Annotated in this window: 20 protein-coding genes; 7 read left to right on the top strand and 13 right to left on the bottom strand. The window is 68.9% G+C overall.

All coding sequences use genetic code 11. The features are described from left to right. Window positions 1–130: 130 nt before the first annotated feature. Complete coding sequence (locus ABJF88_03295) at window positions 131–2,194, top strand: acyl-CoA dehydrogenase family protein (protein MEP0545930.1); 2,064 nt, start codon at window positions 131–133, stop codon at window positions 2,192–2,194. A 68-nt stretch (window positions 2,195–2,262) separates the two neighbouring features. Here ABJF88_03295 and ABJF88_03290 read toward each other — a convergent pair whose 3' ends face one another. The 7 genes from ABJF88_03290 to ABJF88_03260 form a co-directional block, all read right to left on the bottom strand. Beyond that, complete coding sequence (locus tag ABJF88_03290; protein ID MEP0545929.1) at window positions 2,263–2,625, bottom strand: hypothetical protein; 363 nt, start codon at window positions 2,623–2,625, stop codon at window positions 2,263–2,265. A gap of 8 nt (window positions 2,626–2,633) precedes the next feature. Next, window positions 2,634–4,247 (bottom strand): DUF1501 domain-containing protein, encoded by a 1,614-nt coding sequence (locus tag ABJF88_03285; GenBank protein MEP0545928.1) that lies wholly within the window; start codon window positions 4,245–4,247, stop codon window positions 2,634–2,636. A gap of 24 nt (window positions 4,248–4,271) precedes the next feature. Further along, complete coding sequence (locus ABJF88_03280) at window positions 4,272–5,906, bottom strand: DUF1800 domain-containing protein (GenBank protein MEP0545927.1); 1,635 nt, start codon at window positions 5,904–5,906, stop codon at window positions 4,272–4,274. 233 nt (window positions 5,907–6,139) lie between these two features. After that, a complete protein-coding gene (locus tag ABJF88_03275; GenBank protein ID MEP0545926.1) occupies window positions 6,140–7,201 on the bottom strand; it encodes a WG repeat-containing protein in 1,062 nt (353 codons plus the stop codon). 40 nt (window positions 7,202–7,241) lie between these two features. Continuing rightward, on the bottom strand, window positions 7,242–8,237 hold the full coding sequence (locus ABJF88_03270) for a WG repeat-containing protein (protein MEP0545925.1): 996 nt from the start codon (window positions 8,235–8,237) through the stop codon (window positions 7,242–7,244). A gap of 38 nt (window positions 8,238–8,275) precedes the next feature. Then, complete coding sequence (locus ABJF88_03265; GenBank protein ID MEP0545924.1) at window positions 8,276–9,931, bottom strand: DUF1501 domain-containing protein; 1,656 nt, start codon at window positions 9,929–9,931, stop codon at window positions 8,276–8,278. 50 nt (window positions 9,932–9,981) lie between these two features. Then, complete coding sequence (locus ABJF88_03260; protein MEP0545923.1) at window positions 9,982–11,469, bottom strand: DUF1800 domain-containing protein; 1,488 nt, start codon at window positions 11,467–11,469, stop codon at window positions 9,982–9,984. Between the two features lie 318 nt (window positions 11,470–11,787). Here ABJF88_03260 and mscL point away from each other — a divergent pair, with 318 nt between their 5' ends. The 3 genes from mscL (at window position 11,788) to ABJF88_03245 (ending at window position 14,391) form a co-directional block, all read left to right on the top strand. After that, entirely contained in the window at window positions 11,788–12,234 is a 447-nt protein-coding gene (mscL, locus tag ABJF88_03255; GenBank protein MEP0545922.1) for a large-conductance mechanosensitive channel protein MscL, read from the top strand. An 81-nt stretch (window positions 12,235–12,315) separates the two neighbouring features. Continuing rightward, window positions 12,316–13,404, top strand: a complete 1,089-nt coding sequence (locus ABJF88_03250; GenBank protein ID MEP0545921.1) for a lysylphosphatidylglycerol synthase transmembrane domain-containing protein — start codon at window positions 12,316–12,318, stop codon at window positions 13,402–13,404. Between the two features lie 33 nt (window positions 13,405–13,437). Next, the gene (locus tag ABJF88_03245) at window positions 13,438–14,391 is read left to right on the top strand and encodes a CDP-alcohol phosphatidyltransferase family protein (GenBank protein MEP0545920.1); all 954 of its coding nucleotides are present in this window, start codon (window positions 13,438–13,440) and stop codon (window positions 14,389–14,391) included. Here ABJF88_03245 and serS read toward each other — a convergent pair. Continuing rightward, window positions 14,364–15,641, bottom strand: a complete 1,278-nt coding sequence (gene serS / locus ABJF88_03240; protein ID MEP0545919.1) for a serine--tRNA ligase — start codon at window positions 15,639–15,641, stop codon at window positions 14,364–14,366. The two genes, ABJF88_03245 and serS, sit on opposite strands and share 28 nt — an antisense overlap. Before the next feature lie 304 nt (window positions 15,642–15,945). Between serS and ABJF88_03235 the strand changes: the two genes are divergently transcribed. Then, window positions 15,946–16,380, top strand: a complete 435-nt coding sequence (locus tag ABJF88_03235; protein MEP0545918.1) for an META domain-containing protein — start codon at window positions 15,946–15,948, stop codon at window positions 16,378–16,380. 64 nt (window positions 16,381–16,444) lie between these two features. On the opposite strand, the gene ABJF88_03230 is transcribed toward ABJF88_03235, so the two are convergent. From ABJF88_03230 to ABJF88_03220, 3 genes are read right to left on the bottom strand one after another with little or no spacing between them, the layout of a single operon-like run. Further along, complete coding sequence (locus ABJF88_03230; protein MEP0545917.1) at window positions 16,445–17,377, bottom strand: NAD(P)-dependent oxidoreductase; 933 nt, start codon at window positions 17,375–17,377, stop codon at window positions 16,445–16,447. Window positions 17,378–17,384: 7 nt separating this feature from the next. Beyond that, window positions 17,385–17,792: a cobalamin B12-binding domain-containing protein gene (locus tag ABJF88_03225; GenBank protein ID MEP0545916.1), complete on the bottom strand. Its 408-nt coding sequence runs from the start codon at window positions 17,790–17,792 to the stop codon at window positions 17,385–17,387. 13 nt (window positions 17,793–17,805) lie between these two features. Beyond that, complete coding sequence (locus tag ABJF88_03220; protein ID MEP0545915.1) at window positions 17,806–18,261, bottom strand: outer membrane beta-barrel protein; 456 nt, start codon at window positions 18,259–18,261, stop codon at window positions 17,806–17,808. A 346-nt stretch (window positions 18,262–18,607) separates the two neighbouring features. Between ABJF88_03220 and ABJF88_03215 the strand changes: the two genes are divergently transcribed. Continuing rightward, window positions 18,608–19,102, top strand: coding sequence for a hypothetical protein (locus ABJF88_03215; protein MEP0545914.1), 495 nt, complete (start codon window positions 18,608–18,610; stop codon window positions 19,100–19,102). 28 nt (window positions 19,103–19,130) lie between these two features. Here the strand turns inward: ABJF88_03215 and ABJF88_03210 are convergent, their stop codons facing one another. Together ABJF88_03210 and ABJF88_03205 are read right to left on the bottom strand one after the other, a co-directional pair. Beyond that, complete coding sequence (locus ABJF88_03210) at window positions 19,131–20,390, bottom strand: asparagine synthetase B (protein ID MEP0545913.1); 1,260 nt, start codon at window positions 20,388–20,390, stop codon at window positions 19,131–19,133. Between the two features lie 45 nt (window positions 20,391–20,435). Then, a complete protein-coding gene (locus ABJF88_03205) occupies window positions 20,436–22,319 on the bottom strand; it encodes a tetratricopeptide repeat protein (protein MEP0545912.1) in 1,884 nt (627 codons plus the stop codon). Between the two features lie 130 nt (window positions 22,320–22,449). Here ABJF88_03205 and ABJF88_03200 point away from each other — a divergent pair, with 130 nt between their 5' ends. Beyond that, a complete protein-coding gene (locus tag ABJF88_03200) occupies window positions 22,450–23,655 on the top strand; it encodes a 1-deoxy-D-xylulose-5-phosphate reductoisomerase (protein MEP0545911.1) in 1,206 nt (401 codons plus the stop codon). The last annotated feature ends 14 nt before the right edge of the window (window positions 23,656–23,669 follow it).

The raw sequence follows: 23,669 nt of genomic DNA, 5'->3' as shown, positions 1-23,669 counted from the left end.
TTTCTACGTTCGGATTGAACCTGACGCCCGCGTTCCCGTTCGAACGGAAGCGCTTTCGCTACCCGGCGTTGCACGTCGACGATTCGCACGCCCGACCGCTCCTCTGACTCTGCCACTTACCCAACTTGCTATGTCGATCCTCTCCAACATGAAAGGCGTCGCCGCCAAAGATCAGCAGATGATCCGCGAGGCCGAGACGATGATGGGGCCGGAGCCCGAAGAGATGGGCTTCATCAAGAACATGACGTGGGGCCGCATCCGCGAGGATCTCGTCTTCCCGTACCCCGAGGTTTCCGCCGCCGAGAAGGCCAAGGCCGACGCGCTCCTCCAGCGGCTCGACGACTACCTCAAGAACGAGCACCCCGCGATCCAGATCGACCAGGAAGAATTCATCCCCGAATGGGCCATCGACCGGCTCTTTGAGATCGGCGTGCTCGGCATGACGATCCCCGAGCAGTACGGCGGGCTCGGTCTCGGCGTGGCGAGCTACAACCGCGTCCTCGAACGGATCGGGCGGACGTGCGGCTCGACGGCCGTCGTGGTCTCGGCGCACCAGTCGATCGGCTGCAAGGCGCTGATGCTGTTCGGGACGGAGGAGCAGAAGAACGAGTACCTCCCCAAAGTCGCGCGCGAGTATCTCTCGGCGTTCTGCCTCTCCGAGCCTCAGGTCGGCTCCGACGCCGCCGGGCAGGAGACGACGTGCCGGCTCTCCGACGACGGCACGCACTACATCCTCAACGGCGAGAAGAAGTGGTCCACGTCTGGCGCGCTCGCCGGGCTCTTCACGGTGATGGCAAAGCACAAGATCACCGACCCGAAGACGGGGAAGACGAAGGAGGGCGTCACCGCGCTCATCGTCACGCCGGACATGGAAGGCGTCGACATCTTCCAGAAGAACCGCTCGAAGACGGGCATCCGCGGGACGTGGCAGGCCCGCGTCCGCTTCACCGATGTCAAGGTGCCCGCGAAGCAGCTCCTCCACAAAGAGGGGCAGGGGCTGAAGGTGGCGCTGACGTGCCTCAACTACGGTCGCTGCACGCTCTCGGCCGGCGTCACGGGCGCGGCGAAGCAGGCGCGCGACCAGGCCACGAAGTGGGTCCGCACCCGGCACCAGTTCAACCGCCCCCTCGCCGATTTCGAGCTCGTCCAGCAGCACGTTGCCCGGATGGCGGCCTACTGCTACGCGATGGACGCTATGCTCTACATGACGTGCGGCTTCCTCGACCGGCACGACAAGGACATCATGGTCGAGACCGCTGCCTGCAAGGTGTTCTGCTCCGACTACGGCTGGAAAGTCATCGACGACGGCATGCAGATCATGGGTGGCGAGGGCTACGTCACCGAAAACGAGTACGACCGGATCTGGCGCGACAACCGCATCCACCGGATCGTCGAGGGCTCGAACGAGGTGATGCAGTCGTTCGTCTTCGCCTACGGCGGGAAGCAGCTCGCCGAGTACATGCTCGGCGTGCTCAACGCCGTCGAGTGGGACGAGGAGACGGGCACGCTCGACAACCTCAAGCGGATCGCGCTCAGCGCCGTCAACCCCGAGATCGTAAAGAAGGGGACGCCGCTCGCCGCCGAGATCTTCCTCGGCAAGAAGCAGCGGAAGGCGGACGTGCAGCGGCTCCACCCCGCGCTCCAGGGCCAGGCCGACCTCCTCGCCAAGCATGTCCAGACCCACTCGCGCGAGTTTAAGCTGGCCTCGAAGCGGCTCGAAGAGACGATCGTGACGCGGCAGGTGATGCAGGCGCGGATCGCCGACAACGCGATCCTGATGTACGCGTGGTCGTGCGTCCTCTCGAAGCTCGACATGCAGCTCCGCAAGGGCGAGCGTGGCGCGGCCTTCGAGCGCGACAAGGCGGCGGCGCTCCACTTCCTCCGCCTCGCCGATCTCCAGATCCGCGAGAACAACCGCGGCCTCACACGCAACGCCGACCAGTCGATGGTCGAGGCCGCGCAGGCGCAGTACGCCCTCACCGATACGCAGGCGAACGACGAGTTCTACATCCACGAGTCCTCGCCGACGGACAAGGGCACGGGCAAGCCGATCCAGACGCAGTTCGTCAAGCAGTTCCCCGGCGACGCCTACATCCAGGAGGGTGGCAGCCTCGGCGACGGCGCTCCGGCGACGGAGCCCGCGAACGCCGGCGACGGCGCGCCCGAAGTGAAGAAGCCCGCGAAGAAGTCGTAAGCCGCAGGGTTCGATGAATGCGAGAGGGGCGACGCCATCCGGCGTCGCCCCTCTCTTCATAATACTGACTACGTTCCCACCTCGTACCGAGTCTCGCCGGCTTCGTCGAAGCGCCAGACTAGGACGGAGAGTTCGCCGACGGGATTGCCGAAGCTGTCGAACACGTCGAACGAGACCCGCCACTGCTCGGTCCATGGTGGTTTCTGAGGCGGCGGCGGGGGGGGATAGATCGGAAAACTATCCTGCCTGACAGGCAGTACTGAACCCCGGACTTGGTACGTCCCATTAATGGCCCCGGCCTCTAGTAGGTGTTCATATGCAACATTCATTACAACGTCTTCCTCTGACGTGACACCGGGAATGACTTCAACTCCGGCGCATCCCGGGGTGAACAGTAAGGTCCCAATCAAGATGAGAAAGCGCACGGTCATACGAAGGACTAACGGATGAGCGTCATCGTCCGCGAGCGGCGGCCCTCGGCGCTGTCGAGCACGCCGTGGTAACTCCCACTCGGGAGCCGCCCGGCGTCGAAGCGCACGGCATGCGATCCGGCGGGGAACGATCCCTCCGCGAGCGTGGCGACGAGGCGGCCGGCGGTGTCGTAGACGCGGAGCCGCACGTCGCCGGGGCGGCTGAGGTGGAAGGTCACGGTCGCGGCATCCCGGAAGGGATTGGGGTACGCGGCGTCGAGGCCAAACGCGAGAGGCGCCGCGCCATCGCCCGAGGCAACGGGGCTCGCTACGAACGGGACCGTCCCGAACGGGCCGCCGAGAATCCCCTCGACCGTGCCGGGCGCGAGCCCGAACCAGTCGGTGAGGAGCGTGGCGTAGACCGAGCGGAAGTCCGTCGTGTGGACGAGGTTGCCGTCGGCGTCGGTGGCGGCGAGGTCGGGGCCGTCGCCGTAGAGCCCGCCGGCGACGGGGGGGCCAAAGGTGAAGAGCGGGGCGGCGGTGCCGTGGTCCGTCCCGTTCGAGCCGTTCTGGGCGATACGACGGCCGAACTCGGAGAACGTCGTCGTGAGCACGCGGGCGTCGTCGTCGGAGGCGGCGAGGTCGTCGTAAAAAGCGCGGACGGAAGTGGCGAGCGTGCCGAGGAGGTTCGCGTGCTGGCCGGGCTGGTCGGCGTGCGTGTCGAACCCGCCGAGCGTGACGTGGTAGATCCTCGCGCCGAGACGGCCTTTGATGAGGCGGGCACAGGCGGCCAGGGACTGCGCGAGCGGGCCGCCGGGGTATTCAACTTCATTGTCGGCGGCGTCGGTGGCGGCCTGGATCGCGTCGAGGTAGCGAAACGAGTCGTTCGCGACGGTGCGGACGAAGGCGAGTTCGTCGCCATAGGGGAGGGGCGGGACGTCGGCGGGGTCGTAGGGCGTGCCGCCCTGCGCAATCTGGAGGAAGAGGTTGATGTCGACGAGCGACATTCCCAGGTTCACGCCCGATCCCTGGAACAGGAGGGGCGCCGACGTGCCGATCTGCACGGCGGGTGGAAACGTCGGCGGATCGGCTTCGAAGTCGGGGAATTTGCCGTCGAGGTAGCGCCCGCCCCAGCCCGTCAGCAGCGTCTCTTCGGAGTCGGAAGCCGTGAGCCAGATGTCGGTCGAGCGGAAGTGGGAGAGGTTCGGGTCGGGGTAGCCGACGGAGTGGACGACGGCCATCTGCCCCTCGCCCCACGTCGCTTCGAGCGGGCCGAGGGCGGGGTGGAGCCCGTAGTCGTCGCCCAGCGGCACGGTCTGAGAGCCGGGAATCGCGATCGTCGGGCGCTGCTGGTAGTAGAGGTCGTTCGTGACCGGAACGATGGTGTTGAGCCCGTCGTTGCCGCCGCCGAGTTGAAGGAGGACGAGCACGCGGTCCGTTTCGAGCCGGGCGAGGTGGTCGAGGAGGGGGGCGTGGCCGAGCGCGCGGACGGGCGTACTGCCGATGAGGACGGAGCCCCCGGCCACGGCGGCGCTGGACCGCAGGAGGAAGTCGCGGCGGGTCCAGGCGGCGTGATCGCGGTCGTGGTCCCGGCCGTGGTCGAGCGAGATCGCGCGAGGGCCGGAGTGGGCGTGGTCACACATGGGCTCAGGGGATCGGTGACGCGATCACGTCAGCTGGTACTCGGGGAGGCGGAGCAGGTGGGCGGCGAGGCCGAGCAACCGGGCCTCGGCCCCGGGGTCGTTCGGGTTCCACTCGTAGTCCGGGATCCCGTTGAGGAGGATCTCGACGTAGGATGCGAGGGTGTCGGGGCCGACGGGGACGGCGAAGAAGTGCGCCGCGAAGTCCGCCGTCAAGGCGTACGGGTCGAACGGGTTCGGGAGTTCGAGCGCGAGGGCCTGCAACGTCTGTTGCTGCGGCAGCATGGCGTCGCCGTAGAGCCACCGGAGCGGGAGCGTGTTCGCGTCGAGCCAGGCGCGATAGCCCGGCCACCCGGCGACGTTCGGCGGCTGGAACAACCGCTGGTTCGTGAGCGCCATCACGAAGCGGGTGATCTCGAAGAGTTCGATGTCCTCGGCGAGCCCGATCTCGTGATAGAGCCCGAGCGTGAGCCCCGCCGGGCTCTTAACGCGGGCACCGATCGTAGCGGCATCGAAGAAGTGCGCGCTCCGGAGGAGGGTGCGGACGGTCGGTTCAAGCTGGAAGTCGTTCGCCTCCAATTCAGCAGCGAGGTCGGCGACGACGTCGGGGTCGGGGACTTCGTAGACGAACTCGCGGTAGAGCACATCCGCGATGTGATACGCGATCTGGGGCGCGCGCTGTGCGAAGAGGAGCGGCACCACGTCGTCGTAGCCCCACGTCCCCGTCTGGCCGAAGATCGTCTTCGTCCCCGCATCGTGCCACGGCGGAATGAAGACGGACTCGAGCGTGCCATAGAGGTCGACGGTCCAGCCGGTGAGCGCGCGCGCCAACTCCTCGATGTCGTCCTGCGTGTAGTTCGGCGTGCCGTCCGGCCCGGTGATCCCCATCGTGAACAGCTCCAGGAGTTCGCGGGCGTAGTTCTCGTTCGGCTCGCCGACGCGGTTCTGGATGCCGTTGAGGTAGATCAGCATCGCCGGCGTTAACCCGATCTCGTAGACGAACTGTCGGAAGTCGCCGAGGGCGTGCGTGCGGAGGAGGGTCCAGTAGCGGTAGAGCCACGGAGCGAGGAAGTAGTCCTCGAGGCCTGTCACGAAGTGGTTGTGCCACATCAGGGCGAGCCGCTCGCGGAAGGCGGTTCCGGCGGCGCGGAGCACGAGCGCCTCGCGGTAGACCTCGTGCTCCGTGTCGTAGATCCACTGGATCGTCTGCTGGATGTAGGAGTCGAGCTCGCCGGGCGGCGCGTCGGGCGGCGGCGGCGGCTCGTCGATCCACGGCGGCACCGGCGGCAGCGAGGCCTCGAGCGTGGCGTCCACGAGGGCATCGACGGCGGCGGCGGGAGTGAGGGCGAGCACGACGTCGGCGTCCTCGGGGCGGGCGCCGAAGCCGGTGCGGCGGAGGAGGTGCAACGCCCGGCGGCGGTCCCACGGCGCGTCGGCGGAGGGGACGAAGGGTTCGAGCCCGGTCTGCGTGCGGAGCGGCTCGCCCGAGGGCGGCGCCGGTGCGGGGCGCTCGGCTTCGCTCGACGTCCAGCGGATCGGCAGGCGCGGGTCGCTGAAGCGGCCGGGCAGGTACTCGAACGGCGGGTCTGCAGGCAGGGCTGCCGTGGCGAGGGCTTCAGGCAGCAACGGCGTGGCAGAGCGGAGGAAAGAGCGACGGTCCATGAGGCGCCGGGGTCGGGAGGGGCGGGACACGAGCTACAGGATAGCGAGTCGATCGGCCGGCGCAAAGTGCAGTGCGCGCTGGCGTTGGGTCGAAGGGGGAGCCGCGAGTGCCGTGATCGAAGTCACACGCGCAGGCGCGATCCGGCACCGGAATACGACAGCGCCCCGGCTCGGCAGGCGTCGCGGGGGCGACGCTCGGACCGGGCCGGGGCGGCAAACGGGAGGCGCGGGGGTTACTGCGCGGGGATCCAGACGTACTGCCCGCCCGTGCCGATGTAGCCCATCAGCTCGCCGACCCACACGCGGGCGACGCCGCCTTCGAACGCGTCCACCTCGTCGAAGTCGGGCCCGCGGAGGACGTTGCCCGCCTCGTCGATGAAGCCCCAGCGGCCTTCGGTGCGGACGGCGGCGCGGCCCTCGCTGAACGCGCGGGCGTCGTCGAAAGCCGGGGCGATCACACGCTCGCCGCGCTCGTTCACGTACTCCCAGAGGTTCTCGGTGCGGACCGGCGCGCGGCCGTCGCCGAAGTCGCCGGCGCTGATGAAGCGGGGGTCGATGGCGAAGCGGCCGTCGGTGTCGATGTAGCCCCAGCGGTCGCCGACTTTGACGGCGGCGCGGCCGTCGGCGAACGAGCGGGCCTGATCGAACTGCGGCTCGATCGCCACCGCCCCGTCGCGGTCGAGGTAGCCGTACTTGTCGTCGTCGTCGTCGCGGAAGAGCGCGCGGCCGTCGGCGAAATTCTCGACCTCGTCGTAGTCGGGCTCGATCACGAACGCACCGCTCCGGTCGATGAAGCCGTAGTGCCCGTTCATCTGCACGCGCGCCACGCCCCCTTTGAAGTCGCCCGCCTGCCCGAAGACGGGGTTGATGACGTAGCGGCCCTCGGTGTTGACGTAGCCATACCGCCCACCGGCACGAACGCGCGCGACGCCGCCGGAGAAGGGGAAGGCTTCGTCGACGGGGAGGTCGAACGCGATCTCACCGTCGCGGGTGATGTAGCCCCAGAAGTTCTGGTTGTTGCGCCGGCCGCGCACGGGGCCGAAGTCGCCGTAGAACGGGCGGGCGCTGTAGTACTCGGGCTGGATCACGATCCCGCCGGCGTTGTCGATGTAGCCCCAGAGGTCGTTGCGCTCGACGGGGAAGAGCGTCGGGCGCTCGTCACCGGAGGAGCCGGGGCCCGTGCCGTCGTCGGAGGCCGTGTCGCACGCGGCCCAGAACGGGACGAGGAAGAGGAGGAGGAAGGCGTAGCGCATGGGTTCGATGCAGATGAAAGCGGGGTAGTAGAGACGCAGCATGCTGCGTCTGTACGAGGACGGAGGTAGCGCTCGGGTGGGATCAGTCGGTGGGGACCCAGACGTACTCGCCGGCGCGGTCGATGTAACCGACGCGGCTGTCGAGCTCGACTTTGGCGATGCCGTTGAAGGGGTAGGCGGCGGTGAAGCGCGGCGTCGTGATGACGAGGCCGTCGTCGCAGTCGATGTAGCTCCAGCGCGAGCCGAGGCGGACGGGTGCGCGGTTCTCGGAGCACGCCTTCGCCTCGTCGAACTGCGGGCGGATGACGACCTCGCCGGAGGCGTCGATGAAGCCCCAGCGGCCGTCGATCTGCACGGGCGCGGTGCCCTCGGAGAACAGCCCGGCGTTGCCGTAGCGCGGGTTCACGACGAGGCTGCCGCTCCGGTCGATGTAGCCCCAACGGTCGCCGATGCGGACGGGGGCGCGGCCGTCGTTGAACGCCTTCGCGTCGCCGTAGCTCGCCGGGATCGCGAGGGCGCCGCTGGCCTCGATGTAGCCCCAGCCCTCGACGGTCTCGACGGCGGCGAGCCCCTCGGAGAAGTCGCTGGCGAAGGCGAACTGCGGCTCGATCGCGACCGCGCCGCTGCCGTCGACGTAGCCCCAGCGAAGGCCGTCTTTCACCGCGCCCCGGTTGTCAGAGAGCGAGCGGGCGTTGTCGTAGGCGGGCGCCACGACGACCGTCCCGGCGGCGTCGATGTAGCCCCAGCCCTCGATCGTGCGGATTGGGGCGAGGCCGTCGCCGAAGCGTCCGGCGAAGTCGAACTGCGGCGCGATCACCTCGTTGCCGGCTTCGTCGACGAAGCCCCAGAACGGGCCCATCTGCACGGCGGCGCGGCCGTCGGCATAGTCATCGGCGAACGTGAAGCGGGGGGCGATGCGGAGGGAGCCGCGCGCGTCGGCGAAGCCCCACTGCTCGTCGACGACGACGGGGTAGCCGGGGGCGCTCCCGTTCGGGCCGGAGCCGGGCTCGTCGCCCGTGGCGTCGCAGCCGGTGACGGCGAGGGCGAGGAAGAAGAGGAAGAACAGCGTGGGTTTCATGGGTCGTCGGCGTGGTGGGGTGGAGCGGGGGGAGGGCGTTATCGGACGAGCGTCATCGGGCGGCTCTGGGCGCCGCGCCGCGTCTCGATCTGGTAGAGGTACGTGCCGCTCGGGAGGTCGAGCGCCTCGAACGACAGGCTGTGCGTGCCGGCGGCGAGCGGGCCGTCTACGAGCGTGCGCACCTCGCGGCCTTGCAGGTCGAACACGCGGACCTGCACCGGGCCGGCGTCGCCGAGGCGGAAGCGGATCGTGGTTCGGCTCGTGAAGGGGTTGGGGTAGTTGCCCTCGACGGCGAAATCGAGCGGGGCGGAGGGGCCGCCGTCGGCGGCGACGGGGTCGGCGATGAAGCCGAGCGGCTCGAAGCTGTCATAGAGAATGTTCTCCACGTCGGCCGTGGGCAGGCCAAACCATTGCGTGAGGACGGTGGCGTAGGCCTGCCGGAAGTCGATCGAGTGGCGGAGGTTGCCCGCGTTGTCGAGGTCGAGGAGGTCGGGCGCGTCGCCGTAAAGCCCGCCGTTGATCCCGCCGCCGAAGAGCATCATCGGCGCGGCCGTGCCGTGGTCGGTCCCGTTCGAGCCGTTTTCCTCGACGCGGCGGCCGAACTCGGAGAACGTCATCGCGAGCACGTCGTCTTGGGCGCCGCCCGCGGCGAGGTCGGCGAAGAACGCGCTCATCCCGTTCGCGAGGCGGCCGAGGATCTGCTGGTGCCGGCTCGCCTGGTTCGAGTGCGTGTCGAACCCGCCAATCTGGAGGACGTAGAGCCGGGCGCCGAGCCCGCCTTTGATCATCCGGGCGATGACGGCGAGCGTCTCGGCAAAGCCGTCAGCGGGGTACTCGACGCTGTTCTCGGCCGCAGCGGCGGCGTCGACGACGGAGTCGCGGTAGCGGAACGAGGCGTTGAAGATCGAGCGGACGAACGCGACCTCGTCGCCGTGGGCCGTCGGCGGCACGTCGGCCTCGTCGTAGATCGTCCCGTCTTCGGCGAGGTCTTGCAGCTGCCGCGGGCTGGAAAGGCTCATCCCCATCGTGAGATCGCCGCCGCGGAGCAGCGTCGACGTCGCGCCGCCGATGCGGATCGCGACGGGGAAGTCGGGCGGCGCCTGGCCGTAGTCGGGGAACTGGTTGTCGAAGTAGCGGCCGGTCCACCCGCTGCGGACGTAGTCGTCGGCCGGGCTGCCCGAGGCCCAGATGTCGGTCGAGCGGAAGTGCGAGAGGTTGTGCGACGGGTAGCCGACGGTCTGGAGCACGGCCATCTGCCCGTCGCCCCACATCGGTTCGAGCGCGTTCATCGCCGGGTGCATGCCGGTGTCGGCGTCGAGCGCGACGGCCTGGCTGCCGGGGATCGCGATCGTCGGGCGGACCTGGTAGTAGCGGTCGTTCGTGATCGGGATGATCGTGTTGAGCCCGTCGTTGCCGCCGGCCATCTGCACGATCACGAGCGAGCGGTTGCCGTCGAGCTGGGCGAGGCGCTGGAGGAGGGGCGCGTGGCCGAGCGCGCTGACCTGCCGGGTGCCGAGGAGGAACGACGCCGCGCCGGCGGCGACACTGGAGCGCGTGATGAAGTCGCGGCGGCTCCAGAGGGCGTGGTCGCGGTCGTGGTCGGCGCCGTGCTCGAGGGCGATCGCGCGGCCTTCAGCGGCGGTGACCTCGGGTTCGGCGGCGGCAGGCGCGTGGTGGTCGTGGTGATCACACATAGGGCTCGGGGGCTAGGGGGCGCAGACGGAGTGAGGGCGTCGCTATCGCATCACGTAAGCTGGAACTCGGGGAGCGTGACGAGGTGGTTCAGCAGGTTGCGAAGCCGTTCCTTCGCCGTCTCCGGGCTCGTCTGCACGAGGAGGGGCCACTCGTAGTAGGGCGCGCCGGCGAGGAGGATTTCGACGTGGAAGGCCCGCTCCTCTTCGTCGAAGGTGGCCGTGAGGAGGAAGTCGGCGAGGTCGCCGGCGACGGAGTAGACGTTCGTCGGGTCGGTGATCTGCTCGATGAGCGGGAGCGGGTCGTAAGCGTCGAACGGCCCGCCGCCGAAGAGGGCGGAGGCGGTGACGATCTGCCGCTCGGGCACGGAGCCCGTCGTGATCCACGTCCGGTAGCCGTCCCATCCCGCCACGTTCGGCGGGTTCAGCAGCTCCTGCCCGAGCGTGAAGCCGAGCTCGCGGTACGTCGACCACATCTCGGCCGAGGGCGTGAGTCCGAGCTCGCGCACGAGCCCGATGAGGAAGTCGGACGGGTCCTTGAGCTGGGCGCCGATGAACGCGTCGTCGAAGAAGTGCGCGCTCTTGAAGAGCTGGCGCAGTACGGGCGCGACGTTCCAGTCGTTCGCCACGAGGGTCGCCGCCATGCCCTGCACGACGGAGTCGTTCGGGACGCCGTAGACGAACCACTCGTAGAGCTTGCGGCAGAGGCGTTGCGCCGTGATCGCCCCGCGCTGCGCGAAGACGAGGTCGAGGACGTCGGCGTAGCCCCAGGCTCCGGTCTGGCCGAAAATCGTCTTCTGGCCGCCATCGTGGCGGGCGGGGTCGAAGGAGGACGAGAGCGTGCCGGCGTTGACGCGCCAGCCGGTGAGCGCGCGGGCTGTCTCCGAGACGTCCTCCTGCTCGTAGTTGCCGATCCCCATCGTGAACAGCTCGTACAGCTCGCGGGCGTAGTTCTCGTTCGGGTCGCCGGCCGTGTTCGAGTTGCCGTCGAGGTAGATCAGCATCGCCGGGAGCGTGCCGACGCCGCTCAGGAGGGTGCGGAAGTTGCCGAGCGCGTGCGTGCGGAGGTGCGTGAGGTACTGGTAGGCGTAGGGCGCGAGGCCGTAGACGTTTACCTCGGTGGCGAAGTGGTCGTGCCAGAAGAGCGTCATCTTCTCGCGAAGGCCGCCGGCGCGCATCTCGGCATACCAGCCTTCCTGCCAGGCATAGAGCCAGTCGATGTTCTGCTGGCCGCCGTTCGGGGTGGAGTTGTACCACGTCGGCGTATCGGGCAGCGGGCGCGCGAGGGCCTGGTCGACGAAGTAGTCGACGGCCTGCGACGGGGTGCGGAAGAGGGCCTCGGTGAGGTCCGGCACGGAGGCGCCGAAGGCGAGGCGGCGGACGAGGTGGGCCGCCCGGCGCTCGTCCCACGGCGCGCTCTCGGAGGGGGTGTACGGTTCGAGGCCGCCGCGCACCGCCGGGGGGGAGGCGATGGGTTGCGGAGGCGCGGGCGAACTCGGCGCGGCCGTGGGGCTGAGGGTGAGGAAGCGACGACGATTCATAAGCGACATGCCGTTGGAGAAACCGTGAACGTCCAGGATCGAGACCCGCTCTGAGTCCCGATGCGAAGCAAATTCCGTGCATTTGCCGCGAGGACGCTTCAGGCGACAGGAAATCCCTGGATTCGTGACGCATGGCAGGACTGAAAGGAGGCTCGGGTTACGCGATGGGTCGAGGGCCCTTCGAAACGGAAAGGGCGTGGGGAGGACCGACCCCCGGGCATGGCGCTCGCCCGGTTGGATAAGTCGGAGAGGGGTAATACTTTGGGGCGTCTCCGTGACTAGTGGTTTCCCCCATCACCCCTAAGCGCCCCTCCATCCATGTGGAATGAGTTCAAGGAGTTCGCCGTCAAAGGCAACGTGGTCGACATGGCCGTCGGCATCATCATTGGCGCGGCCTTCGGGACGATCGTCACGGCGTTCGTCAACGGCATCCTCATGCCCCCGCTCGGCCTCCTCATCGGCGATGTCGATTTCAGCGACATCTATTCGGTGCTGCAGCAGGGCGACCCCGTCGGGCCGTATGCCTCGCTCGCCGCTGCGCAGGAAGCGGGTGCCGTGGTGATGGCGTGGGGCGCATTCCTCAACACCGTCATCTCGTTCCTCATCGTCGCCTTCGCCGTGTTCATCTTCGTGAAGTGGATCAACGGGCTGAAGAAGGAAGCCGAGGCCGAGGTCGCCGAGGAGCCCTCCGCCCCCGAGCTGTCCGCCGATCAGCAGCTGCTCACCGAGATCCGCGACCTCCTGAAGCAATCGCGCGCCGTGTGATCGCTGGAGCACGGGGACGAGGCGGGCGAGCGGTATTATTCCGGCGCCCGTCCCGTCCCCACATCCTGCCGAGCGCGTCTCGTGGTTCCAGCACCTGATCCCAACGCGTCCCGTCCTGAGAGCGGGGAAGACCCCTCGGTTCCTGCCGTCGCGACCGAGTCTGCCGGGCGGGGCCGCATCAGTGCCCGCAGTATTGCGTGGCCGCTGCTCCTCAGCCTCGCCACGCTCGGCGCCGTCGGCTACTTCACGTTCGACCTCGACTCGTTCGCTGCGATCGCGCGCGGGTTCAACCCGTGGTTCCTCGCAGGGGCAGTCGGGACCGTCGTGGTGCGGGTGTATTTCGGCGGGTGGCGGCTGAGCTATTTCTCACGGGGCCGGCTGGACATGCGGGCGAGCGTGCGGAGCCAGATCGCGTGGGACTTCTTCGCCTACGTCACGCCGTCGACGGTCGGCGGCGGGCCGTTCGTGTCGGTGTTCATGGCGCGGGACCGGGGCCTCCCGCTCGGCGAGGCCACGTCGATCATCCTCTTCGCCATGCTCATCGACCAGCTCTGCCTCGCGCTGACAATCCCGGTGCTCGTCGTGTGCGCGGCGTACGTCGACGTCTTCCCGGCGTCGCTCGGGACGGTCGGGGCGTGGTCGCTGGCGCTCGTCTTCCTCGGGTACATGGCGTGGGTGCTTGTCTTCGCGTACGGCACGCTCGTGCGGCCCCAACTCCTGACGGGACTCGTCGGCGGCGTGCTGCGGATCCGGTGGCTGCGGCGGTTCCGAACGCGCGGGCTCCGCGTCCTCAGCGATCTGCAAACGCGCTCGGCCGTGTTGCGCGCGCAGCCGTTGTCCTTTTACGCCAAGGGCTTCGGGCTCACGCTCGTGCCGTGGATCAGCCGCTACCTCCTCGCGGTCTTCGTGATCCGAAGCGTATATTCGGCGACGGACGAACTGCTGATATTCCTCCGCTCGGCGGCGCTGCAACTGGGGGCGCTCGCGATGCCGACGCCGGGCGGCGCGGGCGGCGTCGAAGGGCTCTACGTGCTGTTCTTCGGCCCCGACCTCCTGCCGCCGTCGCTCGTGGCCCCGACCTTGCTGGTGTGGCGGCTGCTGAGCTACTACGTTTTTATCTTCGCCGGCCTTTTTATCACGATGCGCCACGTGCAACAGCGCGTCACGTAGCGCGTAATCGCGGCTTTCGACGCACGCACACGCTTGACGTTTTCGAACATGCTGGAACGGCCGCAGGTCAAAAGGACGAGCGAGATCGAGGAGACGACGAACGTCTACGTCGTCCACCCGATGAGCGCGGCCCTCGTGCCGCTCTTCGCCCGGTGGGGCGTGCGCCCGAACGCGGTCTCGGTGATGGGGATGGTCTTCGGCGGGCTCGCGGCCGTGGCCTACTACCAGTATTTCCTGTGGCCGTACGCCCTCGCCGGCTTCCTCTTCATGATCGGCTGGCACGTGATGGACGGCGCCGACGGCCAACTCGCGCGGCTCACGGGGCAGACGTCGGAGATCGGGAAGGTGCTCGATGGGCTGTGCGACCACGTTGCCTTTGCGCTCGTCTACGTCAGCCTCACGGTTGCGGCGGCGTCGGTGCTCGGCGCGTGGGTGTGGCTCGTCGCCGTGGCAGCAGGGCTGAGTCATCTCGTGCAGGCGAGCGCGTACGAGTTCAAGCGGCAGGCCTACGACTACTGGGTCCACGCGAAGCATTCGGCGCGGATCGAGCGGCCCGAGGCGTTCCACCGCAGCCTCGACGGCAAGCAGGGCGCGTCGCTGCTCTTCGGCAAGCTGTACCTCGCGTACCTCCGCATCCAGTACCGCCTCGCGGGGATCGACGCCGCCCTCATCGGCGAGATGGAGCACGCGCTCGGCGAGGGCGGAGAGCGAGAGGCCGAGGTCCGCGCGGCGTACCGGGCGACGAACCTCGACGCCGTCCGCCGCTGGTCGATCCTCTGCTCGAATTACCGGACGATCGCGATCTTCGTCGCGGCCCTGCTCGGCAGTCCGCTGTACTTCTTCCTCTTCGAGATCGTCGGATTGAACGCGGCGTTCGCCGGGCTCAGCGTGATGCAGGCGAGACGCAACGCGGTGTTCCGCGACTGGCTCGGTGAGTCCGAACACGCGCCCCCCCTCGCTCAGCCGATGGTGTCGAACCCGGTGTAGCGCCGGAGCGGCTCGGGAATCGAGATGCTGCCGTCGGCCTGCTGGTTGTTTTCGAGCAGGGCGGCGACGATCCGCGGGAGCGCGAGCCCGCTGCCGTTGAGGGTGTGGACGAACTGCGGCTTGCCGCCGTCGGCGGGCCGGAAGCGGATGTTCGCCCGCCGCGCCTGGTAGGCCTCGAAGTTGGAGATGGACGAGACTTCGAGCCAGCGATCCTGCCCGGCGCTCCACACTTCGAGGTCGTACTTCATGCTCTGCGTGAAGCCCATGTCGCCCGTGCACATCAGCAGGCGGCGGTACGGGAGGCCGAGGGCTTGCACGGCCCGCTCGGCGTTCTCGCGCAGCGATTCGAGCGCGTCGTAGCTCGCGTCGGGGTGGACGAACTGGACGAGCTCGACCTTGTCGAACTGGTGGAGCCGGTTGAGCCCGCGCACGTCTTTGCCGTACGAGCCGGCCTCGCGGCGGAAGCACGGCGTGTGCGCGGCGAACTTCGTCGGGAGGGCGTCGGCGGCGAGGATCTCGTCGCGGAAGAAGTTGGTGACGGGGACCTCGGCCGTGGGGATGAGGAAGAGCTCGTCGCGCTCGGCCTCGTACATCATCGCCTCCTTGTCCGGGATCTGCCCGGTCCCGATCCCCGATGCCTCGTTCACGACGAGCGGCGGTTGCATCTCGGTGTAGCCGGCCTCACCCGCGAGGTCGAGGAAGAACTGGACGAGGGCGCGTTGCAGCCGCGCGCCTTTCCCGATGTAGAACGGGAAGCCTGCGCCCGCCACCTTCGCGCCGCGCTCGAAGTCGACGAGCTCGTGCCGTTCGATGAGCTCCCAGTGCGGCAGCGGCTCGAAATCGAATGTCGGCGTGTCGCCCCACGTGAACGCGACCTCGTTGTCGGCCTCGGTGCGGCCGACGGGGACACTCGGATGAGCGAGGTTCGGGATCTCCAGTAGCAGGCGGCGCTGCTCTTCCTCAAGCCGCTTCGGCTCGTCCTCCAGCTCCTTCACGCGCTGCTTGAGGTCGGCCGTGCGCTGGATGAGCACCTGCGCCTCGTCGCGCTTGCCCTGTCCCATCAACTGCCCGATCTGCTTGGACGACGCATTCAGCTCGGTCTGTGCCTCCTGCAACTCCGAGACTGCGGCGCGCCGCTGCTCGTCGACTTCGAGCACGCGGTCGACGAGCGACGGGTCGTAATCGCCTTTGTCGCGCATGGCCTGGCGGACACGGTCGGGATCGTCGCGGAGCGTCTGGAGGTCGAGCATCGGAGTCGGGGGAGTCGAGGAGGGGAGCGTGCAAAATATCGCGGCGCGCATCGCGGCGGCAGCGAAACGGCGCGGCGGCGGCGATGTTCACGCTACCTTTGCCTCTGCTTTGTTGAGAAGCCCAACTGGATGTCATCCTGAGCGGAGGCCGCAGGCCATAGACGAAGGATCTCTCCGGGGAAGCACGCAGCGGACTGTTGAACCCGTGCCCGAAAAGATCCCTCGACTCCACGCTGTTCCGCTCGGGATGACAACGTAGAGAGCTTCCCAACAGAGCAACCCTCCCTCAGTTACCGCTCCCCCGATGATTCGTCTGTCTGGCCCCGTTCTCTTCTTCCTCCTCGCGCTCGGCCTCGGGTCGGGGTGCGACGCGAACCTCGAAAACGACCTGATCGGGACGACGTGGGTGCTCGATCACACCGCATTCCCGCCGGGCGATTCGACGGAGTCCACGCCGACGACGCTCCGATTCGCGAGCGAGACCGAGGTCGCCATCAACTCGTGCAACCAGTGCAGCGGCGGCTATCGGAGTGACGGCAACGTCCTCGCCTTCACCGGCCTCGGCTGCACCGAGATCGGCTGCGGCATCCGGCTCGACCTCGGCCCCCGCCTCGCTGACGCCGACCGCGTCGTCTACTCCCTCTCCGACGACGGGCTGATCCTCGTCGCCGAGCGCGACGGCCTGCTCAGCACGTTCACCTTCGTCGCCGAGAGCGGCGGCCCCGACGGCGACGGCTGAGGCGGACCCCCTGCCCCGACTTGTCGGGAGTGAGCGTGCGAGCGACCGCGAGCGCGGCGGGGGGTCAGCGCGTGGGGACGGGGAGGCCGAGGCGCTGGCCGAAGTGGTCGAGCGCGTCGTCGAGCGGGCGCGGCTTGTAGCCTAGCTCGGTTTCGGCCTTGAGGATGAGCAGGCCCGTGCGGAGCGGGCGCGGTGCGTCCGGGTGCAGCACGTCGGTCGTCGTCGGCGTGATGAGCGAGGCGTCGAGATCGAGGCGCTGCGCGAGGCGTCGGGCGAAGTCGTAGACCGAGAGGAGTTCGCGGCCGGCGAGGTGGTAGAGCCCGTTCTTGTTCAGCCGGACGGCGCGCGCGATGCCGTCGGCAAAATCGGGGATGTACGTCGGCGTGCGGATCTGGTCGGTGGCGACGGCCGTCGGCTCGCCGCGCTGGAGCCGCTCGACGAGCCAGAGCCCGAAGTTGGAGCGCGTGAGGGCATGGCCGGTGCCGTAGCCGAGGGCCGTGCGGACGATCGTCCACCGTCGCAGCCGGGCGGCGCGTACGGCGTTCTCGCTCGCCCACTTCGAGCGGCCGTAGAAGTTGATCGGGTCGGGCCGGTCGCGCTCGTCGTAGGGCCCGGCCGAGCCATCGAACACGAAGTCCGTCGAGAGCTGGACGAGGCGGACGCCCTGCGCCTTGCAGAGCCGGCCGAGCGCGGCGACGGCGTCGACGTTCACGGCCCAGCACGCCTCTTTGTTTTCCTCGCCCTGCTCCACCTTCGTGATCGCCGCGCAGTTGATGACCACGCTCGGCGCGAAGTCGACGAAGAGGCGGCGGACGGCTTCGGTGTCGGTGATGTCGAGCGGGGTGTAGCCGCACGAGCCCTCGGTGAAGCGGGGGCGGTCGTCGCGGCCCGTCGCGAGGAGGTCCACGCTCGCGTCGGCGCTCAGCCGCTCCACGAGCGCCTGTCCGACGAGGCCATTTGCGCCGGTGAGGAGGATGCGCTGGTAGAGGGGAGGCACGGGCGAGCTAGCTTCGGTCGAGGGCGGATACGGTCTCCCGAAGGTACGCAACGATCTCGGCCAGCGACGTGCCCGGCGTGAACACCTTGTCGACTCCGAGTTGCTCCAATGGCGCAATATCCTCGTTCGGAATCACCCCGCCGCCGAGGATGATCACGTCGTGCATGCCCTCAGCGGCGAGTCCGTCGCGGAGCTTTTTGAACACGGTGAGGTGCGCGCCGGAGAGGATCGACACGCCGATCACGTCGACATCCTCTTGCAGCGCGGCCGCGACGACCTGCTCGGCCGTCTTGCGGAGGCCGGTGTAGATCACTTCCATGCCGGCATCGCGGAGCGCGGCGGCGACGACTTTCGCGCCGCGGTCGTGCCCGTCGAGGCCGATCTTCGCCATCAGCACGCGAATGGGACGGTCCATCGGGGGAGGAGGTTTAGGGGTAAAAACGGATGCCGAGCCCGCCGCCGACGTCGAAGTCGGTATCGTCGATGAGGCGGAGGCGGGGCGTGAGCTGACCGAAGATCTCGATCTGCCCCGTATAGTACGCGAGCCCGGCGTTAAAGCTGATGCCGAAGGCCGTGCTGCCGTCGCGGTTGCCGTTGCCGTCGCGGACGCCGAGGAAGAGGCCGGGGCCATAAAAGTAACGGAAGTCGGAGGACGACCCCTGCAGACGGGCTTCGCGGAGCAGGAGGTGGCCCTGCACGAAGAGGTAGTCGTCGAGGTCCCACCCGGTGGCGAGGTCGAAGGCGTTGCGGCCGGAGTTGAACTTGAGCGCGAGGCCCGTGGGGTCGCCGATCTGGCCGCCGATGCCGAACGTGCCGCGCTGGGCGTGCGCATTGGGTGCGGCGAGTCCGACGGCGAGGAGGAGGAAGAGGAGACGGAAGGGCATGGGTGAGAGGCGTGGGTGGGAGGTGGTGGGACGGAGAACCTACGCACGGCCCCGAGGCACGGCCCGCGACGCCGTGCCAAGCGTCGGCAAAAAAGTACGCATCGTGCCACGAAGCGCTCGGGCTACGGGTCGGAACGCGCCACACGGGTCGCTTCGCAATTCGCTCCGAGGAGGGGTTCGCACGGTGTGATCGCCGACGATAACGAGCGAGACGATGGGGGCTGCACCTGTGATCGCGCCGAAGCCGGCGGCGGAAAGAGCCCGGGGCGCACGAGCACGTGCGCCCGAGGTGTGCGGGTACACATGCCCCCTGTCTCGTTCTTGTCCCAATTCAACCCGTGGACCCATGAGGCAAACCTGTCGGTGGATCGTACTCGGCGTGCTGCTCGGGGCCGTCAGCGTGGCGGCGACCGCACAGCACGCCACCCAGGGCGTCACGATCATCGTCGAGGAGGTCAACAACCTTTCCGTCGCGGCGGACGTGTCGATGGCGCTGTCTTCGGCCCCCGAGCATCCGGCTCCCGAGGCTGACGCCGTAGCGACCGCGACCTACGCCTTTAGCACGAACGGGTACGGCAAGAAGATCACCGGCCAACTCGGCGCGGGATTCACAGCCGACCTCGCCCTCGACGTCGCGCTCGCAGCGCCGACGGCGAGCGGATCGAGCACGGGCTCCCGCACCCTCGACAGCGCGAATGCTGTGGACCTCGTGACGGGCATCTCCCGCGTCACCCAGAGCGGACTCGGCGTCAATTACTCCGTCTCACCGACGGACGATGCTCGTTCGTCCTCGGAGCAGGGCGGGTCGCAAACCGTCACCTTCACCGTGACCGACCGCTGAGGGCGTCGGAACGGACCGGAGCGCTCGCTCACGTCTTCTGCTTCTGCTTCTTCGCGGCAGGGAAGAGCACGTTGTTGAGGATTAGCCGGTACCCCGGCGAGTGCTTGTGGAGCGCGAGGTCGGTCGGCGGGTCGCCGACGTAGTGCTGGTAGTCCTCGGGGTCGTGGCCGCCGTAGAAGGCGAAGAATCCCTGCCCGAGCGGGCCGTAGAGGTAGCGGACCTCGTCGCGCCCCGGCGCTTCGGCGAGGATGACGACGCCAGGTTTGACGAGGTCCTTGCGGAAGTTCGTCGTCTGCCCCATGAAGCCCTTCACCGTGGCTACGTGGTTCTGCGTCAGCATGGTCGGGACGGGGTCCCACTTCGCGGAGAAGTCGAAGAGGGTGAAGTAGTCGACGGCGGGGTTGCGGAGCTGGGGCGGCGGCGTCACGTCGATGTCGGCGTGCTCGTACTCCATCGGGTTGAAGCTCGGGCGGAAATTGTAGAAGGCGAGGGTCCGCGAGAAGTCGAGCGCGTCGATGGCGCCAGGGTCCACGGCGTCGCCGTCGAACTCGGCGGGCACGATGTCCGTCCCGGCGGCGGCGAGGGCGAGGTCGAACGTGTCGGTGCCGGAGCACATCGCGAAGAGGAAGCCGCCATTCGCGACGTAGCTGCGGATCGCCTCGGTGACGGCGAGCTTGAGGTGGCTCACTTTGGCGAAGCCGCGTCGCCGGGCCTCGGCCTCGGCCTCACGCTGCTGCTCCTGGTACCACGCGGCGGTGCGGTAGGCCGCGTAAAACTTGCCGTACTGCCCGCTGAAGTCCTCGTGGTGGAGGTGGAGCCAGTCGTACTCGCCGAGCTTGTCGTCGAGCACGTCGCCGTCGTAGACGAGGTCGTAGGGCACCTCGGCGTAGGTGAGCGCGAGCGTCACGGCGTCGTCCCACGGCAGGCTCTGCTTCGGCGCGTAGACGGCGATCTTCGGCGCTTTCTCCAGCCGGACCACGCTCGAATTCGAGCCGGGGCTCTCGACTTCGGCGATGATCTGCGCCGCGCCCCCGCCGCCGAGCGGCTCGAAGCTCACGCCGCGAATCCGCAGCTCTTGCTCCAGCTCCGGCGTCGCGGCGGCGAGGAACGACCCGCCCCGGTAATTCAGCAACCACTCGACGTCCATGCTCCGTTCGAGCGCCCAGTAGACCGCGCCGTACGCTTTGAGGTGGTCGCTCTGCCGCTCGCCCATCGGGATCAGCAGGTCCTGCGCCGACACCGGTAAGACGGTGAGTACGAATAAGAGGAGGGGAGCGAACCGATTCATGGCGCAGAGGTCGAGAGAGGCGGGTCTGTCGTGGTGCCGCGCGTGTCAGACCCCATCCCCACGCAAGCGGCGGATGCGGGCGCGGGCTTCGGGGGCTAGGAGCGAGCCGGGGTAGCGGGCGAGGAGGTCGGCGTAGGCCGCCTGGGCCGCCTGCGGGTCGGCGAGGTCGCGCTCCCACGTCTCGCCGACGGTGAACAGGCTGTAGTCGGCGAGGTGGCTGTCGGGGAACTGCTCGGGGAACGCGGCGAGGACGGCGAGGGCGTCGTCGAAGCGGCCGAGGGCGCGGAGCACGTCGGCGCGGAGGACGTGGGCGTCGTCGGCGAGGGCGTGCTGGGGGAACGCGGCGAGCAGGCTGTCGATGGACGCGAGGGCGAGGGCGGGGCGCTGCTGGCGCTGCAAGAGCTGGGCGCGGGCGAACGTCCGCAGCGCGGCATTCGTCGAGTCCGGGCCGGTGTTTTCGGAGAGGAGCAGCTTGAGGGCGATCGCGTCATTTGCGACATCGGTGGCGGTGTTCCGGTTCATCGCCTGCGCCCGCGTCTCGGCCATCTCGAACTGGCCCTCGTAAAACGCGAGCCGCGCGAGTTCGAGCCGTGCGAGTTCTGCTGCTTCGCCGATCCGCTCGCTCTCTTCAACTTGGGTGAACGCGGCGCGGGCGGCGCCGAGGTCGTCGCGGAGAAGGGCTACTTCGCCGAGGTCGAGCCGGGCGCGGGCGGCGACGGGGCCGTTTGGGAAGCGCGTCAGCACCTCGCGCAGCAGCGCCTCCGCCTGGCCGTAGTCGCGGAACACGTCTTTCTGCAGGCCGGCGAGCTGGCGGAGGGCGACGGGGTAGTTCGGGTGCGTCGGGTGCTGGCGGAGGAACGCCTCGAAGCGGTCGCGGGCGAGGTCGTAATCCGCCGCCGGAATCCGGTTGCCGTCGGCGTCGAAGGCGCGCTCGCCCCTTCGCTGGCCGCGCAGCTCGTAGAGCAGGCCCGTGCTAAGGAGCGCGAGCGGAGCCATCGGCCCGTCGGTGTGGCGGTCGAGGATGATCTCGTAGGCCTGCAGCGCCTCGTCGAAGGCGTCGGCGGTGAGGGCGGCGTCGGCGAAGGCGTAGAGGCTTTGGCCCTGCTCGTCGCGGAGCCGGTCGAGCGCGCGCGTCGCGTCGAGTGCGGCGGGGAAGTCCCCGGTCTCGGCGTAGAGCCACGCGGCGAGCTCGCGGTAGGCCATCACGAGCGGCTCGCGCCGGATGAGCCGCTCGACGGCCGTCGTAAACGCCTCAGCCGTTCCGCCGCTGTCGAGCATCCGCCCGATCCGGCTCTGCACGAGCCCGAGCTGGCCCGGCTCGTCGCTCAGCAGGGCGGCGTACTCGCCCATCGACTCTTCATGCTGCGCGGTGCGGCCGTAGAGCTCGGCGAGCTCGGCGCGGAAGAGGGCGGGCTCGCCGAGCCGCTCGCGGCCCTGCAACAGCACGGCAATGGCCTGCTCGAAAAGCCGGGCTTCGACTTCGGCGGCGTAGACGAGCCGATACGTCGAGGGGTTGTCGGGCGCGGCGTCGAGCGCTGCCTGCCACGTCTGCTCGGCCGTGTCGAGATCGCCGTTGAGGAAATGGAGCCGGCCCGCCTCGGCCAGCAGGTTCGGCGTCGCTGCCGTCTGCTCGATCCGGGCGTCGATGAGGGCGAGCGCGTCGTCGTAGCGCTTGACGGTGACGTAGGCCTCTTTCAGCTTGTCGTAGACGGCGAACGAGGTCGGGTCGGCGGCGTGGAGGTCCTCGAGGATTGCGAGCGCGCGGTCGGACTGGCCCGCGCGGAGGTAGGCGTCGGCGAGGCGGAACTTGGCCGTCTCGGGGTTGACGGGCGTGTCCGGCACGGGGCGCACGGGGCGCTGCGCCCACGCGGGGCTCGCCGCGAAGGGGAGGAGCAGGAGGACGACGGAGACGAGGCGACGGACGGGCATGAGCGGCCGGGCGAGCAGCGGCATTGTGGTATGGAACCCCAACGCGTAAGTTTCGCGGGTTGTTGTATCGGAGGCGAGGACCGAGCGCCCGATGGTACGACCGCTCCGGCCTCCCGCCTTCCCTTTTTCTATGCTCCCCCGCCTCGACCGACCGACCCGCCTCCACGCCGACGCCCCGCGCGGGCTCGCCATCCTCGGCTCGACGGGCTCGATCGGCACGCAGACGCTGGAGATCGTCCGGCTCTTTCCCGAGCGCTTCCGCATCGTCGCGCTCACGGCGCACGCGAACGCGGACCTGCTGGCCAAGCAGGCGCGGGCCTTCCGCCCCGATTTCGTCGTGATCGGGGACGAGGCACGGGCGGCGACGCTCCGCGATGCGCTCGACGGGCTCGGCGTCCTCGTGCTCGTCGGCCCCGAGGGGCTCGAAGCGGCGGCGACGGCGGAAGGCGTCGAGACCGTCGTGGCGGCCGTCGTCGGGTTCGCCGGGCTGCGGCCGACGGTCGCGGCGATCCGGGCGGGGAAGGAGATCGCGCTCGCCAACAAAGAGACGCTCGTCGTCGCAGGCGAACTCGTGCAGCGGCTCGTCGAGGCCCACGAAACGGCCGTGCTGCCCGTCGACAGCGAGCACTCGGCGCTCTTCCAGTGCCTCGTCGGCGAGCCGCCGGACAGCATCGAGTCGATCACGCTGACGGCGTCGGGCGGCCCGTTCCGCACACGGCCGGCCGCGACGTTCGGGCAGATCACGCGGGCCGAAGCCCTCGCGCATCCGAACTGGGAGATGGGCGCGAAGATCACGATCGACTCGGCGACGATGATGAACAAGGGGCTGGAGGTGATCGAGGCGCGGTGGATGTTCGACCTCGCGCCGGAGCAGATCGACGTGCTCGTCCACCCGCAGTCGGTGATCCACTCGCTCGTCCACTTCCGCGACGGCTCGGTGAAGGCGCAGCTCGGCGTGCCCGACATGCGCGTGCCGATCCAGTACGCCCTCTCATTCCCTGAGCGCTGGCCCGCCCCGCACCCCCGCCTCGACTGGTCGCAGATCGCGTGTCTCGACTTCGAGGAGCCGGACCTCGACCGCTTCCCCTGCCTCCGCCTCGCCTTCGACGCGCTGGCAGCGGGGGGGACGGCGCCGGCCGTTTTGAATGCCGCGAACGAGGCCGCCGTCGCCCTCTTTCTCGACGAGCAGATCGGGTTCGCCGACATCCCCCGCCTCGTCGAAGCCGCGCTCGAACGCGCCGACTCCGGCGTGCCGCACTCGCTCGACGCGCTCGAAGCCGTCGACGCCGAGGCGCGGGCACGCGTGCGCGAACTCCACGGAAGCCTCACCTTTTAGCCGGAGCCTCGGGC

The sequence above is a fragment of the Rhodothermales bacterium genome, assembly GCA_039944855.1.
GTDB lineage: Bacteria > Bacteroidota > Rhodothermia > Rhodothermales > JANQRZ01 > JBBSMX01.
This window is presented reverse-complemented; position numbering and strand designations above follow the sequence as displayed.